Here is a 16,597-nt window from a genome sequence, read left to right as displayed (position 1 = left end):
AATATTGACGAGTTCACGCAAGCGGCGTACCTATCGGGCAGAATTCAGCCCGCTCCGGAGCGCGTGAATGTGCGGCATTGTCGGAATATTCCTGAAGGACCCCAAGCTTGAGCCGGAGCTTGGCGCCATGCTCTCGTCCATGCTGTGCGTGATGACCGACCGGGGGCCTGATAGCGCTGGCTTCGCGATCTACGGCAACGGCGACAAGGGGCATGTGAAGCTCTCGCTCCGTGCCGCAGAGGGCTATGACTTCCAGCGCCTCGCCAATTCCATCCCGCTCGCGTCCGGCGGCACGCCGAGCGTTTCCGTCCGCGCCAGCCACGCCATCCTCGAAGTGCCGGCCGTTCACGAGGCCGAGGTGCGCGTCGCGCTGGCCCGCCACCCTGAGGTCGCCATCGTCGGCAGCGGCACGCGCATGGAGATCTTCAAGGAGGTCGGCCTGCCGAGCGACGTGGCCGTGCGTTTCGACCTGCCCCGGATGAGCGGCACCCACGGCATCGGCCACACCCGTATGGCAACCGAGAGCGCCGTGACCACCGCCGGCGCCCACCCCTTCTCCACCGGGCGCGACCAGTGCCTCGTGCACAACGGCTCGCTCTCCAACCACAACGACCTGCGGCGTGGGCTGAAGCGCGAGGGCATCTCGTTCGCCACTGACAACGACAGCGAAGTCGCCGCCGGCTATCTCACCTGGCGCATGCGCCAGGGGGCATCGTTGGGCGAGGCGCTGGAAGCGGGGCTGAAGGACCTGGACGGCTTCTTCACCTTCGTCGTAGGCACCGAAAGCGGCTTCGGCGTGCTGCGCGATCCCATCGCCTGCAAGCCCGCCGTGATGGCCGAGACCGAGCAATATGTCGCCTTCGGCTCGGAATACCGCGCGCTGGTGGACCTGCCGGGCATCGCCAAGGCCAAGGTCTTCGAGCCGGAACCTGCCACCGTCTATTTCTGGGACCGTGCCGCATGAACGCCGTCAGCCCAGATATCACCTTCGATCTGGCCGAGGCGCCGCTGCGTGAACTGAACGGCGCGCTCCACAAGGCCACCGCCGAGAGCAACACCCGCCGCTGGCGCGTGCTCAATCCCAACGGCCGCCACGCGCTGGCGGCGGGGGTGAACGCCCCGCTCACCATCGAGGTGGAGGGGCATGTCGGCTATTACTGCGCCGGCATGAACCAGCAAGCCAGCATCATCGTCCACGGCAATGCCGGGGTCGGCGTTGCCGAGAACATGATGAGCGGCTTTGTCCATGTGCGCGGCGATGCCAGCCAGGCGGCCGGCGCCACCGCCCACGGCGGCCTGCTGCTGGTGGACGGCAACGCCTCCGCCCGCTGCGGCATCTCCATGAAGGGCGTGGATATCATCGTGAAGGGCTCGGTGGGCCATATGAGCGCGTTCATGGGGCAGGCGGGAAACCTCATCGTATTCGGCGACGCGGGCGAGGCGCTGGGCGACAGCCTCTACGAGGCCCGCCTGTTCGTGCGCGGCAGCGTGGCAAGCCTCGGCGCGGACTGCATCGAGAAAGACATGCGCGACGAGCACAGGCGCATCATCGCCGAGAAGCTGGAAGCGGCGGGCGTCGCCGGCACCGTCGATATCGGCGAATTCCGACGCTACGGCTCGGCGCGCAAACTCTACAATTTCCATATCGACAATGCCGATGCGTATTGAGTTTCGTTCCCTCTCCCGCTTGCGGGGGAGGGTTAGGGAGGGGGAAATGGTGCCTATCCAGACGGCGCCCCTGTTCACCAGCCCGGACAGCCCCCTCCCCAGCCCTCCCCCGCAAGCGGGAGAGGGAGTGTCCCCGGTTTCGCTTCAAGCTTCTCCTCGCGTGAGGATCACATGACCGCCCCTTCCACCCCCCCGCGCACCCTGCCCCGCTTTTCCTCCACCTTCGACCCGCATACGCTAGCGGAAATCCGCCGCGCGGCGGCGACCGGGATCTATGACATCCGGGGCGGCGGCACGAAGCGCAAGCTGCCGCATTTCGACGACCTGCTGTTCCTCGGCGCCTCGGTCTCGCGCTATCCGCTGGAGGGCTACCGGGAGAAGTGCGGCACCGACGTGGTGCTGGGAACCCGCTTCGCCAAGAAGCCGATCCACCTGAAGACCCCCGTGACCATCGCCGGCATGAGCTTTGGCGCGCTCTCGGCGCCGGCCAAGGAGGCGCTGGGGCGCGGTGCGTCCGCCATGGGCACGTCCACCACGACGGGGGATGGCGGCATGACGAGCGAGGAGCGCAGGCATTCCTCGATCCTGGTCTACCAGTATCTCCCCTCCCGCTACGGCATGAACCCGGACGATCTGCGCAAGGCGGATGCCATCGAGGTGGTGATCGGCCAGGGCGCCAAGCCGGGCGGCGGCGGCATGCTCCTGGGCCAGAAGATTTCCGACCGCGTCGCCGCCATGCGCACCCTGCCCAAGGGCATCGACCAGCGTTCCGCCTGCCGCCACCCCGACTGGACCGGCCCCGATGATCTCGAAATCAAGATCGAGGAATTGCGCGAGATCACCGACTGGGAAAAGCCGATCTATGTGAAGGTCGGCGCCTCCCGCCCCTATTACGACATCTCGCTCGCCGTGAAGGCCGGCGCGGACGTGGTGGTGCTAGACGGCATGCAGGGCGGCACCGCCGCGACCCAGGACGTGTTCATCGAGAATGTGGGCATCCCCATCCTCTCGGCCATCCGCCCCGCCGTTCAGGCGCTCCAGGACCTCGGAATGCACCGCGAGGTGCAGCTCATCGTCTCCGGCGGCATCCGCTCCGGTGCGGATGTGGCGAAGGCGCTGGCGATGGGCGCCGACGCGGTGGCCATCGGCACCGCAGCTCTGGTGGCGCTGGGCGACAACGACCCGCAATATGAGGCGGAATATGAAGCCCTCGGCTCCACCGCCGGTGCCTACGACGACTGGCACGAAGGCCGCGACCCCGCCGGCATCACCACGCAGGACCCGGACCTCTGGTCCCGCCTTGATCCGGTGAAGGCGGGGCGTCGCCTCGCCAATTATCTCGGCGTGCTGACGCTGGAAGCCCAGACCATCGCCCGCGCCTGCGGCAAGAGCCACCTGCACAATCTGGAGCCGGAGGATCTCGTGGCCCTCACCATCGAGGCCGCTGCCATGGCCGGCGTGCCGCTCGCGGGCACCAATTGGATACCCGGCCAGCCCGGCAGCTACTGACACAGTTTTAACACCGCGCCCGCAGAGGCGCGGCTTTTCAAAAATACCCGAACCGACCAGACCAGATACTTCAGGGGACGTGACGATGATCCGTTTGCCAGAGCCCGCGCGGGCGGCCGAGGGCCGCGCCGATGCAGCCACCGCGATCGACCTTGAGAAGGTCGCGCAAGAAAAAGGCATCAAATATTTCCTGATCTCCTATGTCGATCTGTTCGGCAGCTTGCGCGCCAAGCTGGTGCCGGCCCAAGCCATCGCCGAAATGCAGAAGGCGGGCGCGGGCTTCGCCGGGTTCGCCACCTGGCTGGACATGACCCCGGCCGATCCGGACCTGTTCGCCGTGCCCGACGCCTCCTCGCTGATCCAGCTTCCCTGGAAGCCGGAGATCGGCTGGCTGGCCTCTGACCTCTATATGGAGGGCAAGCTGGTGGAGCAGGCGCCGCGCTCCGTGTTGCAGAAGCAGCTCGCCACCGCCGCCGCGCTCGGCTTCGACATGAAGACCGGCGTCGAATGCGAATATTTCCTGATCTCGCCGGACGGCAAGGCGATCTCGGATGCGTCCGACAATGCCGAAAAGCCCTGCTACGACCAGTCCGCCTTGATGCGCCGCTACGAGGTCATCAAGGAGATCTGCGACAGCATGCTGTCCCTGGGCTGGGGCGCCTACCAGAACGACCACGAGGACGCGAACGGCCAGTTCGAGATGAACTGGAACTACGACACCGCCCTGCTCACCGCCGACCGGCATGTCTTCTTCAAGTTCATGGTCAAGAGCATCGCCGAGAAGCACGGCCTGCGCGCCACCTTCATGCCGAAGCCTTTCATCAACCTCACCGGCTCCGGCTGCCATGTCCACGTCTCGCTATGGAAGAAGGGCAAGAACGCCTTTTCCGATCCGAAGGGCGAACTGGGCGTCTCGGCGCTGGGCTACAATTTCATCGGCGGGCTGATCCACAATGCCGACGCGCTCTGCGCCCTCACCAATCCCACGGTGAATTCCTACAAGCGCATCAACGCCCCGCGCACCCTGTCAGGCGCCACCTGGGCGCCCAATAGCGTCACCTATACCGGCAACAACCGCACTCACATGATCCGCATTCCCGATGCCGGCCGGTTCGAGTTCCGCCTCGCGGATGGCGCGGCGAACCCCTATCTGCTCCAGGCGGGTGTGTTGGCGGCGGGCCTCGACGGCATCAACAACTCGCGCGACCCCGGCAAGCGCCTCGACATCAACATGTACACCGACGGCCACAAGGTGAAGGGCGCCAAGCTGCTGCCGCTGAACCTGCTGGATGCGCTGCGCGCCCTGGAGAAGTCCAAGGTTCTCAAGAGCACCATGGGCGAGAGCTTCGTCTCCGGCTATCTCAAGCTGAAGGGCGAGGAATGGAACGCCTATTCCCGGCATCTCACCCAGTGGGAGCGTGACAACACGCTGGATATCTAAACGCCCGGCGGCGCCATTGCCTGGGCGTTACCGCGCGACGCCCAGAATGCCGCCGATCAGGCGCAGCGGACGCACCTTGGTCCAGATTTCCGCCGGGCCGAAGCTGGGCCGCGCCTGCATCTCCCGCCAGTAGCGGGCCAGCGCCGGGCGCTTGGGGATCTCGCCGCCCAGGCCGGCGAATTCCATGCGCCCGAGAAACACCGTCCACACCACATCGGCGGGGCCGTAGCCTGAAGACACCAGTGTAGGGCGGCTATCGCTGAGCGTCGCGTCGAGACGATCCATGAAGCCGAACGCCTCGGCCCGCCGCCGCTCCGAGAGACGGATGACGGTCGAGGGCTCGAACGTCCGCACACGCTCGGCGAACACCTCCGCGCGGGCCTTGTAGACATCGGCGAGATCGGGGTTCTTGGCAGCGCGCGCGAGGAGGTCGCGGCGGATGGAGTCGAGGTGCCTCGGCACCATGACGCGCGCGATGGGGTTCTTTGACAGCAGGGCCCCGAACGTCAGCTCCTCGATGGGATAGGCATAGTGCAGGTCGAGCCACGCCTTGGTCTCGGGATCGAGCGTGGCGTCGCTGACGCGCAGCGCGTATTCGGCGATGTCCCGGCTCTGAACGAGGGTACGATCGGGAAGCACCAGGGTCGGCACCGTCATGCCGGGGTTGATCCGAACATAATCCGGATCCTGTTGGGCCCTGTGATAGTGAATGTCGACGAAGACCTTCTCATAAGCGATGGCGCCTTCTGCAAGCGCGAGGCGTGCGATCATCGAATAATAGGAAGAAAACGTGTGGTAGAGGCGAGGCGTGAGATCGGAGGATTTCGCGTCCGTCATCAACCGAACTCCGCAGGGGAAAGACGCCTGACTTTGTGCGACCTTTGGGCCGCACGCAACCGGGATTGCCTCATTCCGCGATCGAGCGAATGATCCTCGCGGGATTTCCCCCAACCAGAGTATTCGCGGGAACGTCTCGCGTGACGATGGATCCCGCCGCGACGACAGAATTCTCGCCGATCGTCACACCGCCGATGACGATCACGCCGGCAGCGATCCAGACGTTTCTCCCGATCACGATTGGCTTTGCGGTCACGCCCGCGCGCCGCTGAGACGGCTCGATGGGATGGCCGGAGGTGATCAGGCTCACATTCGGGCCGATCATCACGTCGTCGCCGATTTCGACCCCGCCGAGATCGTAAATGGTGCAGTTCTGGTTGATGAAGACATTACGCCCGACGACCAGTCCGGCCCCACCGGTCGCGTAGAACGGCGGGATCAGACAAAAGCTCTCGTCCACCGTCTTGCCGATGAGTTCGCTGAACAACGCCCGGACCTTGTCCGCATCCTCGAACGTCAAACGGTTGAGAGCTGCCGTAATCCGCATCGCGCGCTTGACCTCGGCAGCCATGGCCGCCGATTCCGGCGTCCCCCTGGCGATCAGCTTGATGCGGTCATCGTGCGGTCCCACGTCATCCACCTCCCTCACACCTCCACCCGCAAGCTCGCCTCAAGCCAGGGCATCGCCTCCACCAAGGCGGGACGCACCTCCGTAGCCAGCGCGGCGCGGCAGAACGCGGCCAGTTCCCGTGGCAGACGACCCAGTTCCTGCCGCCGCGCTACCAGCACGACGTTTCGCAGCACCGCAGGGCCGGGCAGAGGCCAGCAGGCCATGCCTTCGTGCGAGACTCGCGACTCGAACCAGCAGAGCGGCGTCGAGATGGCGAAGCCTTCGCCGCGCATCACGACGGAGGTGACACCCTGCGGGGTATCGAACTCCAGCCGGCGTGGCAGGTCGAGCTTCATGCGCCTCAGGTGCCGCTCCACCTCGATGCCGGTCTTCGAGCGCGCGGAATAGCGCACGAACGGCATGGTGCCGGCGAGCGCGCGCACATCCTCCATCCGCTCCGGGCGCGGCGTGCCGCGCGGGGTGAGCAGGATATAGGGCTCAGTGAGGACGCCGAACCGCTCCAGCCCTTCAACATCCTCCAGTTCGTCGACGCCAAGCAGGATATCGAGCTGCCGCGTCAGCAGCGCGGTGGCGTGGGAGGCGGTGAGGCCGGCGAGCACCGAAACCTCGTCCGCGAGCGCCATCAAATGGGCGCCCAATGGCGCGGCAAGAGCGCGGGAGAGGGAATCAACCAGCCCCACCCGCAGCAGGGGCAATCGGCTCTTCTGGGTCTCGCGCAGCATGGGCGCGATCTGCCGCGCTTCGGTGATGAGCGCGCTCGCCCGCTGGCGCAGCACGCCGCCCGCCGGCGTGAGGCCGAGCGGCCGCTGGGAACGGTCGAACAGCACCGTACCGGTCCGCCCCTCCAGTTCCGCCACAGCCTGGGAGACCGCCGGCTGGGTCAAACCAAGCTGGCGCGCCGCCCCCGCCATGGAGCCCACGTCGCAGACCGAGAGGAAGACCTCCAGGGTTCTGAGATCGAACGGGATTGCCTCGCTGCGCGCCATGGGAAGGGTCCCTCTCTACTATAAGAAAGATTTATATCATGGCTTCTTTCGCGGTGAGCTATGCATTGAGGATAGGTGTGGTCATCCAGGCTTTCCAATCCCCGCTTGGGGAGAATGCCCCGTGCCGCACCGCCTGAAAGGGTCGAGCAACCAACGATGCCCAGCCGCTATTCGCTCTTCAGCATTATCGCCAAGGCCTTCTCCGGGCCCAACGCATGGACGCCCGCCTGGCGCGACGCACAGCCCAAGCCGGCCTACGACGTCTTGGTGATCGGCGGCGGCGGACATGGGCTCGCGACCGCCTATTACCTTGCCAAGGAACACGGCATCCGCAACGTCGCGGTGATCGAGAAGGGGCATATCGGCTCCGGCAATGCCGGGCGGAACACCACCATCATCCGCTCGAATTATCTCCTGCCCGGCAACCAGCCGTTCTACGAATGGTCGATGAAGCTGTGGGAGGGCCTGGAGCAGGACCTCAATTATAACGCCATGGTCAGCCAGCGCGGCGTGCTGAACCTGTACCATTCCGATGCCCAGCGCGACGCCTTCGCGCGGCGCGGCAATGCCATGCGGCTCTCGGGCGCCGATTCCGAACTGCTGGACCGGGACCAGGTGCGGGCAATCGCGCCATTCCTGAATTATAGCAACGCCCGCTTCCCCATCCACGGCGCGCTTTACCAGAAGCGCGGCGGCACGGCCCGGCATGACGCGGTGGTGTGGGGCTATGCCCGCGCCGCCGACCAGTTGGGCGTAGATATCATCCAGAATTGCGAGGTCATCGGCTTCATCCGCGAGGGCGACGCGGTGGTCGGCGTCGAGACCACGCGCGGGCCGATCCGCGCGGGCAAGGTGGGGCTGGCGGTCGCCGGCTCAACCTCTCGGCTAGCCAAGCACCTCGACATGCGCCTGCCGATCGAGAGCCATGTGCTGACCGCCTTCGTCTCCGAGGGGCTGAAGCCCATGGTGCCCGGCGTCGTAACCTTCGGCATGGGACACTTCTATGTCAGCCAGTCGGACAAGGGCGGTCTGGTCTTCGGCGGCGACATCGACGGCTACAATTCCTACGCCCAGCGCGGCAACCTGCCGGTGGTGGAAGATGTGTGCGAGGCCGGCATGGCCCTCATGCCGCAGGTCGGGCGGCTGCGCACCCTGCGCTCCTGGGGCGGCGTCATGGATATGTCCATGGACGGCTCGCCGATCATCGATCTCACGCCCATTCCCGGCCTCTACCTGAATTGCGGTTGGAACTACGGGGGGTTCAAGGCGACGCCCGCCTCCGGCTGGTGCTTCGCCTGGACGCTGGCGAAGGATGCGCCCCACGCGCTCAACGCCGGCTACCGGCTGGACCGCTTCCGCACCGGCCATGCCATCGATGAAAAAGGCGTCGGCGCACAGCCGAACCTGCACTGAGTTAAGGCCAGAACCATGCGCCTCCCCTGCCCCTATTGCGGCCTCCGCGATGCCCACGAATTCTCTTATCTGGGAGACGCGACCCCCGTGCGCCCCGACCCAGCCGCGCCGGACGCGGCCGACCAGTTCCACGATTATGTCTATCTGCGCGACAACCCGGCGGGGACGTTTCGCGAGCTTTGGTATCATGGCGCGGGATGCCGCCGCTGGCTGGTGGTGACGCGCGACACCCGCACCCACCAAATCGCAGGCGCAGAATTCACGCAGGGAGCGCAGCCATGAGCCGCCTGCTGGAAGGTGGCCAGATCGACCGCCGCAAGCCCCTCGCCTTCTCGTTCGACGGGCGCCCCTACACCGGATACGCCGGCGATACGCTGGCGTCCGCCTTGCTCGCCAACGGCGTCCGGCTGATGGGCCGCTCGTTCAAATACCATCGCCCGCGCGGGGTGTTCTCCGCCGGTTCGGAGGAGCCAAACGCCATCGTCGAACTGCGCTCCGGCGCGCGGCGCGAGCCCAACACCCGCGCCACCACGGTGGAGCTTTACGACGGCCTCGACGCCACCAGCCAGAACCGCTGGCCCTCGCTCGCGTTCGATCTCCAGGCCGTCAACGGCCTAGTCTCGCCGTTCCTGGGCGCTGGCTTCTACTACAAGACCTTCATGTGGCCGGCCGCCCTGTGGGAAAAGCTCTACGAGCCGGTGATCCGCCGCGCGGCGGGGCTCGGGCGCGCGGCGGATGCGCCGGACCCGGACAGCTACGAAAAGGCATTCGCGTTCTGCGATCTCCTGGTCATCGGCTCGGGTCCCACCGGGCTCATGGCGGCGCTGGTGGCGGGGCGCAGCGGCGCGCGGGTGATCCTGGCCGACGAGGACTTCCGCCTGGGCGGGCGGCTCAATTCCGAGAATCGCTCCATCGACGATTTGCCGGGCCTCGACTTCGTGGCCAAGACGCAGGCGGAGTTAGCTTCGCTCCCCAATGTCACCCTCATGCCCCGTACCACGATTTTCGGGGCCTATGACGGCGGCACATACGGCGCGATCGAGCGGGTGGGAGATCATCTCGCCGTGCCCGCCGCGTTCACGCCGCGCCAGCGTTTCTGGAAGATCGTCGCGAAGCGCGCGATCCTCTGCGCCGGCTCCACCGATCGCCCCATCGTGTTCGGCGGCAACGACCGGCCGGGCGTGATGTCGGTGCAGGCCCTGCGGACCTATGCGGTGCGCTACGGCGTGGCGGCGGGCACACCGGCGGTGGTGTTCGCGAACAACGGCTATGCCTGGTCCGCCGCCATGGACATCTCGGATGCCGGCGTGACGATCGCCGCCATCGTCGATACCCGCCCCGAGGTGCCGGCGATCCAGTTGGAGCGGGCGCAGAAGCGCGGCATCCGGGTGATCCTGGGCAGCCAGGTGATCTCCACATCCGGCAAGCTGTTGTCCGCGATCGTGGTGCGCACCGGAAACGCGACGCAGACCATTTCGACGCAGATCCTCGCCATCTCCGGCGGGTCGAGCCCCAATCTTGGCCTCACCAGCCATTTCGGGGGAAAGCCGGTTTACGATGCCAAGATCGCCGGCTTCGTGCCGGGCGCCCCGCCCCCCGGCATGAGCGTGGCCGGTGCCGCGTCCGGTGAATTCTCGCTGGCGCGCTGCCTTGCCGATGGCGCCGCGCGCGCCGCCGAGGCTGCCACCGATCTCGGCTTCACCGCGTATGCGACACCCGTGCCGCAGGGCCGTGACAACCCCGTCACCATCACGCCGTTCTGGCATGTGGAGGGCTCGAAGGGCGCGGCGTTCGTCGATTTCCAGAACGACGTCACCGCCAAGGACATCGCCATCGCCCATGCCGAGGGCTTCCGCGCGGTGGAATTGCTGAAGCGCTACACCACGCTCGGCATGGCGACCGACCAGGGCCGCACCTCGAACGTGACCGGCCTTGCGATCATGGCCGCCCTCACCGGCCAGGACGTGGGGCAGACCGGGACCACTTTGTTCCGCCCGCCCTACACGCCCGTCGCCATCGGCGCCATCGCCGGCCACCATCGCGGCAAGGACTTCCGCGCCACCCGCCCGACGCCGACCCATGCCTGGGCGCGCGAAAACGGCGCAGTCTTCGTCGAGACCGGCCTGTGGCTGCGCGCGCAGTATTTCCCGCAACCGGGCGAAACTGACTGGCTGGAGACCGTGAACCGCGAGGTGCAAGCCACCCGCGAAGGCGTGGGGCTGATCGACGTTTCCACCTTCGGCAAGATCGACTTGCAGGGCCCGGATGTCGGCGCCTTCCTCGACCGGGTCTATATCAACACCTTCTCCACCCTCGCGGTGGGCAAGGCGCGCTATGGGGTGATGCTGCGCGAGGACGGCATCGTCATGGACGATGGCACCGTCTCGCGCCTTGGCGCCAGCCACTATCTGATGACCACCACCACCGCGAACGCGGCGAAGGTCTATCAGCATCTGGAATTCTGCCTTCAGGTGCTGTGGCCCGAACTCGACGTGCAGATGGCCTCGGTCTCCGAGCAATGGGCGCAGATTTCCATCGCCGGCCCGCGCGCTCGCGACGTGCTGGCGGGCGTCGTGGAGAGCCTGGACATCTCCAACGCCGCCCTGCCCTACATGGGCGTTGCCCAAGGGCATGTGATCGGCGGCGTCAAGGCGCGCATCTTCCGCGTCTCTTTCTCCGGCGAACTGGGGTACGAAATCGCGGTGCCCGCCCGCCACGGCGTGGCACTGACGCGGGCCTTGATGAAGGCGGGCGCGCCCTATGGCATCACGCCCTATGGCACCGAGGCGCTGGGCGTCATGCGGATCGAGAAGGGCCACGTCTCGGGCAATGAGTTGAACGGGCAGACCTCGGCGCGCGATCTCGGCCTCGGCCGCATGGCCTCCACCAAGAAGGACTTCATCGGCCGGGTCCTTGCCCAGCGGCCCGGCTTTCTCGAAGCGGACCGGCCCATTCTCGTCGGCTTCAAGCCAGTGGACCCGAGCGACCGGCTGCGGGCGGGGGCGCATTTCCTGCCTCACGGGCACAGTGCCACCACCGCCAATGACGAGGGCTACATGACCTCGGTCGCCTACTCGCCGGTGCTCGGCCATTGGATCGGCCTCGGGCTCATTGCCAGGGGGCGCGCGCGGATCGGCGAGACGGTGCGCGCCTATGACCCGGTGCGGGGCGGCGACATTCCCGTGGAAATCTGCGATCCCGCCTTCGTCGATCCGGAAGGGGAGCGGCTGCGTGTCTGAGATCTTGTCTGAAATCGAAGTCACCGACCTGGTGCCGGAAGGCCGCCACGGGCGGCACGACGGCGCACCTGGCGTGACGGCACAGGTGCTGACCGGCCTTGCGCTCGCCACTGTCGTCGCCCGCAAGGGCGCCGTTGGGCGCATCAGCGCAGGGGCGATGGGAAGCTTCGGCATCGCGCTGGCCGATGCGCCCAAAGTGAGCTTCCTGGGCGATCTCTCCTTCATCGGCACCGGCCCCGGCCGCTGGCTGGCCGCGAAGGGTGGGTCCTCCGACTTTTTGCTCACCCACCTTCACGAGGCATTCGGCGACAGCGCCGCCATCGCCGACCAGAGCGATGGCAACCTCGTGCTCGACATCTTCGGCCCACGCGTCGTCGACACGCTGATCAAGCTCGTCTCGGTGGATCTGCACCCGAGCGTGTTCGGGCCGGGCGACGCGGCGACGACTTCGGTGGCGCTGATTCCGCTGCTGTTCTGGCAATTGAACGACAGCCCCGCCTATCGCTTCGCGGTGCCGCGCTCGTTCGGCCCCGCCTTCCTGCGCGCGCTCACGGCCAGCGCCGCCGAGTTCGGCTGCGAGATCAGGGGCACCGGGCGAGGTTGACGGCGGCGTGCCGCGCGCTTTCTCCCGTTACCTGAGCTTTCCTCCATTGCCCGAGCCCTTCATGACCGCGCCCACCGACCAGTTCATTCTCACCCTTTCCTGCCCGAACCGCCCCGGCATCGTCGCGGGCGTCTCGACGTTCCTGTTCGAGAAGGGATGCAACATCCTCGAGGCCCAGCAGTTCGACGACACTGAAAGCGGCCGCTTCTTCATGCGTGTCATGTTCAACGTCGTGCAGGGTGAGGCGAGCGCCAAGGACATCCGCAGCGGCTTCAGCGCGGTCGCGCAGTCGCTCTCCCTCACCTGGAGCCTGCGCGACAAGGCCGAGAAGCGTCGCGTCTTGCTGCTCGCCTCCAAGTTCGACCATTGCCTGGCCGACCTGCTCTATCGCTGGCGGATCGGCGAAATCCCCATGGAAATCGCGGGCATCGTCTCCAACCACGACCGAGAGACTTACGCGCACCTGGATTTTGAAGGCATCCCGTTCCATCACCTGCCGGTCACGAAGGCCACCAAGATGGAGCAGGAAGCGGAAGTGTGGCGCGTCTTCCAGGCATCCGGCGCGGAAGTCGCCGTGCTCGCGCGCTACATGCAGGTGCTCTCGGACGGGCTGTCGGCGAAGCTCTCGGGCAAGTGCATCAACATCCACCACTCGTTCCTGCCCGGCTTCAAGGGTGCGAAGCCCTATCACCAGGCCCATGCGCGCGGCGTGAAGCTGATGGGCGCCACCGCCCACTACGTCACCTCCGACCTCGATGAAGGCCCGATCATCGAGCAGGACGTGGAGCGCATCAGCCACCAGGACAGCCCGGACGATCTGGTGCGCAAGGGACGCGACATCGAGCGCCGCGTGCTCGCCCGCGCCCTCTCCTGGCACCTGGAAGACCGGGTGCTGCTGAACGGCCATAAGACCGTCGTCTTCCGCGACTGAAGTCCAGCGATGCGGCCAGCGGGCCAGTCCGGGCGCCGACCGGCTGGCAGAATGCCTTCCCCTGCGTTACATTACGTTAGGTAATGAACAAAGAGGAAGCGCCATGAGCCTGTCGCCCACCCCCTCACCCAACCGGTCGTTCAACCTGATGATCGGCGCGGTCATTTTCGCCGCCGCGCTCGGCGCGGCGGTCATGTTCTCCGGTCGTGGCACCCCTCAGCCATCGGAGAGCGCCGCCTCCAATCTCCCCGCATCGGCCACCCCCGGGCGATAGTAGCGCGGGGTGGCCGCCATCGTTCACACACGCCATCATATGCATGCAACACGTCTATATGTGCATATATATTAATCACATGATGATAATTTATCCATAATTCCGGGCATGCTGACGGCGGCGGATGAGCAGCAGCGCTCCGCTCCACACGCTTGAATCAAGCGCTCACAGGATATCTTGCCGCTTTCAGGCCGCGTCTCTCATTGGCGCGGTTCGTGCTTAGGGAAGGGAAACGCCACTTGGCGGCTGCTAAGCCGCCGAACGCCCCTCAGGAGCCGCCATGGACACGCTCGCAACGCTTCTCGCCGCCCATCGTGAGGGCCGGCGCACGCCGAGCGATACCGTGCGCGAGACCTATCGGCGGATCGCGGTCCACGCCGACCCTGCCATCTTCATCACCCTGCGCCCCGAGGCCGACGTGCTGGCAGACGCCGCCACCCTCGAAGCGGCCGCCGACACGTCTTTGCCGCTCTACGGCATCCCGGTGGCCGTGAAGGACAATATCGACGTCGCCGGCCTGCCCACCACCGCCGCCTGCCCGGCTTTCGCCTATGACGCCACCGCCGACGCCACCGTCGTGGCCCGTCTGAAGGCGGCCGGCGCGCTGATCATCGGCAAGACCAATCTCGACCAGTTTGCCACCGGCCTCGTCGGCACCCGCTCGCCCTACGGCATTCCGCGCAACGCCTTTAATGCGGACCTCGTGCCGGGCGGCTCCTCCTCAGGCTCCGCGAGCGCGGTGTCGGCCGGTCTCGTCCCGATCGCGCTCGGCACCGATACCGCCGGCTCGGGCCGCGTGCCCGCCATGCTTCAGAACATCGTCGGCATAAAGCCTAGCCTCGGCCTCGTGCCCAACACCGGCCTCGTGCCCGCCTGCAAGTCGCTGGACTGCATCTCGGTGTTTGCCCTCACCGTGGACGACGCCATGGCTGTGCTGGATGTGATAGCCGGCTTCGACGCCGCCGATGCCTTCTCCCGCGATCTGCCGCTGAGCCAACTCACCACGCTCGCCACCAAGCCGCGCCTCGGCTTCCTGCCGCCGGATCAGCGGGAATTCTTCGGCGATACCGACGCCGCCGCAGCGTATGAGGGCGCCCTCGCCCGCTTCAAGACGATGGGTGCCGACCTCGTGCCCTTCGATTACGCCCCCTTCGCCGAAACCGCCCGCCTGCTCTACGAAGGCCCCTGGGTGGCGGAGCGCTGGATCGTCGCGGAGAAGCTGCTGACCAGCGACCCCGACAGCGTCCACCCCGTCACCCGCGCCATCACCGAGCCGGGCGCCAAGGCGAGCGCCGCCGATGCGTTCCGCGCCATGTACCGGCTGCGCGAATTGCGGGCCAAGGCGGCGCCGATCCTCGCCGACCTCGACGCCATCATCCTGCCCACCGCCCCCACGGCCTATACGCTGGAGGCGGTTCTGGCGGACAACATCCGCCTCAATTCGCGCAACGGCACCTACACCAACTTCGTCAATCTGATGGACCTGTGCGGCACCGCCGTGCCAGCCGCCATCGCCGCATCCGGCATTCCCTATGGCATCACCTTGCTCGCCCCCTTCGGGCGCGACGCCGAGGTCGCCTCCATCGCCCGTGCCTTCGTCGCCGCCGGCGACCTGCCGCTCGGCGCCAGCGGTGAAGCGGCTCCGCCAGCCCCGGCTTTGCCAGCCCCTTCAAGCGAAGGGCGGCTCGACGTATGCGTGTTCGGCGCGCATCTCTCAGGCATGGGCCTCAACCGCGAGCTTCTGGAACTCGGCGGCCGCCTCGTGGCGCCCGTGAAGACGGCGCCGATCTACCGCATGTCGCTGCTCAAGGGCGCGGTGGCACGGCCGGGCGTGGTGCGCGTCGCCAGCGGCGGCGCGGCTCTTGCGGCGGAGGTGTGGTCCCTGCCCTTCGCCGGCGTCGGCCGCCTCCTCGCCCGCATCCCCGCCCCCCTCGGCCTCGGCAGCGTAACGCTGGCGGACGGCAGCGACGTCACCGGCTTCCTCTGCGAAGCCGCCGGCATCGACGGCTGCGAGGACATCACCAGCTATGGCGGGTTCCGGGCGTTTGCGGAGGGTGGGTGAGGAAAAGCGCGCGCGGCAAAGTTCCCGGCAACACATTACGCCTCAACCAAAACCAAAAATTATCCTGTCTGGCTCAACAGGCGTATTGACCCACACTCGAACGCGCGTCCTCACCGCCTGAACATCGTACCGAAGTATATTCTCGTCCCGCGCAGTAGAAATCCCCACGACCAAGCTCGGCGTATCGAGGACGCCGTCGAACGCTGGCGAGTAACCAGCATTAACCTTATTCGCTGCGCCGATAGTTAAATCGGTCTCCCCATCGACATTCGAAAGACACCGAACCATTATAGTCGAATTATTATATAGTATAAATTTTCCATCTACATATTCTGGAACTTCACCTCCGCGAATATCAGATATAAAGAACATCGAATTTTGAGGTGCCATTTTAATATTCTGAATAGTCATTTATTTCTATCCTTATTTTGGCGAATCCACCCTCCTTGGCGTGCACTGCATGCGGCGCACTGAGGGTATACCCTTTGCTCTTTTCCCAATATATTAAGGGATGTAGGGTCTTGGTGATCGTGAATCCAGTTTCTATTTTTCGTTCCCGGCTCCCGAACACCGCAAGTGTGACACCCTCCTTCATATCCATTTCTGTTATTTATATTTATTTCTTCCACCGAATAATTATACCCAGGACGGCGCACTATGTAATAGCCATCAGCATATCGCCCTGGTCCAATTCCAATATCTTGAAGAAGTCTTAGATAAGATTCCGCCTCAGCGGCCATCGCCCGATTAGCGGAAACTGCACCGTTAATTGTCTCATAAAAACTAGGTGTTGGTTGCCAATTCGGCAGGCGCTCTCGCACCCGCGCAATAGCCGCATCAGCCCGTGCTTGGGCAGCAACCAATTCCGCTTGTTGGCCGGGCGTTGCATTGGGCCATCGAGCAGCGGTGTTTCCGGGCCGGGGGCCACGCGGCGTATTCTGCGCGAGCAGGATATAATTCCCACCCTCGCCGCTCCACCTTCCGCCACCTGGGGTTCCGACA

General features: G+C 65.8%; 15 protein-coding genes. 11 read left to right on the top strand and 4 right to left on the bottom strand.

The window, feature by feature from the left end; all coding sequences use genetic code 11:
* The first annotated feature begins 67 nt into the window (after positions 1 to 67).
* The 4 genes from ADADO0_RS14460 (at position 68) to glnT (ending at position 4,618) form a co-directional block, all read left to right on the top strand.
* The gene (locus ADADO0_RS14460; protein WP_511305852.1) at positions 68 to 964 is read left to right on the top strand and encodes a class II glutamine amidotransferase; all 897 of its coding nucleotides are present in this window, start codon (positions 68 to 70) and stop codon (positions 962 to 964) included.
* Positions 961 to 1,668, top strand: a complete 708-nt coding sequence (locus tag ADADO0_RS14455; protein WP_511305851.1) for a protein glxC — start codon at positions 961 to 963, stop codon at positions 1,666 to 1,668. The genes ADADO0_RS14460 and ADADO0_RS14455 overlap by 4 nt, the downstream gene beginning before the upstream one ends.
* A 171-nt stretch (positions 1,669 to 1,839) precedes the next feature.
* Complete coding sequence (locus ADADO0_RS14450; protein ID WP_511305850.1) at positions 1,840 to 3,177, top strand: FMN-binding glutamate synthase family protein; 1,338 nt, start codon at positions 1,840 to 1,842, stop codon at positions 3,175 to 3,177.
* Positions 3,178 to 3,262: 85 nt separating this feature from the next.
* A complete protein-coding gene (gene glnT / locus ADADO0_RS14445) occupies positions 3,263 to 4,618 on the top strand; it encodes a type III glutamate--ammonia ligase (RefSeq protein ID WP_511305849.1) in 1,356 nt (451 codons plus the stop codon).
* 27 nt (positions 4,619 to 4,645) lie between these two features.
* Here glnT and ADADO0_RS14440 read toward each other — a convergent pair whose 3' ends face one another.
* The 3 genes from ADADO0_RS14440 to ADADO0_RS14430 form a co-directional block, all read right to left on the bottom strand.
* Complete coding sequence (locus ADADO0_RS14440) at positions 4,646 to 5,455, bottom strand: glutathione S-transferase family protein (protein WP_511305848.1); 810 nt, start codon at positions 5,453 to 5,455, stop codon at positions 4,646 to 4,648.
* Positions 5,456 to 5,525: 70 nt separating this feature from the next.
* Positions 5,526 to 6,086 (bottom strand): sugar O-acetyltransferase, encoded by a 561-nt coding sequence (locus ADADO0_RS14435; RefSeq protein ID WP_511305847.1) that lies wholly within the window; start codon positions 6,084 to 6,086, stop codon positions 5,526 to 5,528.
* Between the two features lie 14 nt (positions 6,087 to 6,100).
* Positions 6,101 to 7,072 carry a LysR family transcriptional regulator gene (locus ADADO0_RS14430; RefSeq protein WP_511305846.1) on the bottom strand — a complete coding sequence of 324 codons (972 nt, stop codon included), beginning with the start codon at positions 7,070 to 7,072 and terminating at the stop codon, positions 6,101 to 6,103.
* 156 nt (positions 7,073 to 7,228) lie between these two features.
* Between ADADO0_RS14430 and ADADO0_RS14425 the strand changes: the two genes are divergently transcribed.
* The 7 genes from ADADO0_RS14425 (at position 7,229) to atzF (ending at position 15,595) form a co-directional block, all read left to right on the top strand.
* Positions 7,229 to 8,485 (top strand): sarcosine oxidase subunit beta family protein, encoded by a 1,257-nt coding sequence (locus ADADO0_RS14425; protein WP_511305845.1) that lies wholly within the window; start codon positions 7,229 to 7,231, stop codon positions 8,483 to 8,485.
* A 15-nt stretch (positions 8,486 to 8,500) separates the two neighbouring features.
* Complete coding sequence (locus ADADO0_RS14420; protein ID WP_511305844.1) at positions 8,501 to 8,767, top strand: sarcosine oxidase subunit delta; 267 nt, start codon at positions 8,501 to 8,503, stop codon at positions 8,765 to 8,767.
* The gene (locus ADADO0_RS14415) at positions 8,764 to 11,724 is read left to right on the top strand and encodes a sarcosine oxidase subunit alpha family protein (protein ID WP_511305843.1); all 2,961 of its coding nucleotides are present in this window, start codon (positions 8,764 to 8,766) and stop codon (positions 11,722 to 11,724) included. Before ADADO0_RS14420 ends, ADADO0_RS14415 begins: the two co-directional genes overlap by 4 nt.
* Positions 11,717 to 12,328 (top strand): sarcosine oxidase subunit gamma, encoded by a 612-nt coding sequence (locus ADADO0_RS14410; RefSeq protein WP_511305842.1) that lies wholly within the window; start codon positions 11,717 to 11,719, stop codon positions 12,326 to 12,328. Before ADADO0_RS14415 ends, ADADO0_RS14410 begins: the two co-directional genes overlap by 8 nt.
* Positions 12,329 to 12,389: 61 nt before the next feature.
* Positions 12,390 to 13,259, top strand: coding sequence for a formyltetrahydrofolate deformylase (gene purU, locus ADADO0_RS14405; protein ID WP_511305841.1), 870 nt, complete (start codon positions 12,390 to 12,392; stop codon positions 13,257 to 13,259).
* 103 nt (positions 13,260 to 13,362) lie between these two features.
* Positions 13,363 to 13,533 (top strand): hypothetical protein, encoded by a 171-nt coding sequence (locus ADADO0_RS14400; protein ID WP_511305840.1) that lies wholly within the window; start codon positions 13,363 to 13,365, stop codon positions 13,531 to 13,533.
* Between the two features lie 280 nt (positions 13,534 to 13,813).
* On the top strand, positions 13,814 to 15,595 hold the full coding sequence (gene atzF, locus ADADO0_RS14395; RefSeq protein ID WP_511305839.1) for an allophanate hydrolase: 1,782 nt from the start codon (positions 13,814 to 13,816) through the stop codon (positions 15,593 to 15,595).
* A gap of 42 nt (positions 15,596 to 15,637) precedes the next feature.
* Here the strand turns inward: atzF and ADADO0_RS14390 are convergent, their stop codons facing one another.
* Positions 15,638 to 16,006 carry a hypothetical protein gene (locus ADADO0_RS14390; RefSeq protein WP_511305838.1) on the bottom strand — a complete coding sequence of 123 codons (369 nt, stop codon included), beginning with the start codon at positions 16,004 to 16,006 and terminating at the stop codon, positions 15,638 to 15,640.
* Positions 16,007 to 16,597 lie beyond the last annotated feature (591 nt).

Source organism: Aquabacter sp. (genome assembly GCF_965279295.1).
GTDB lineage: Bacteria > Pseudomonadota > Alphaproteobacteria > Rhizobiales > Xanthobacteraceae > Aquabacter.
The sequence above is the reverse complement of the archived record's forward strand: the minus strand, read 5'-3'. Positions and strand labels throughout refer to the sequence as shown.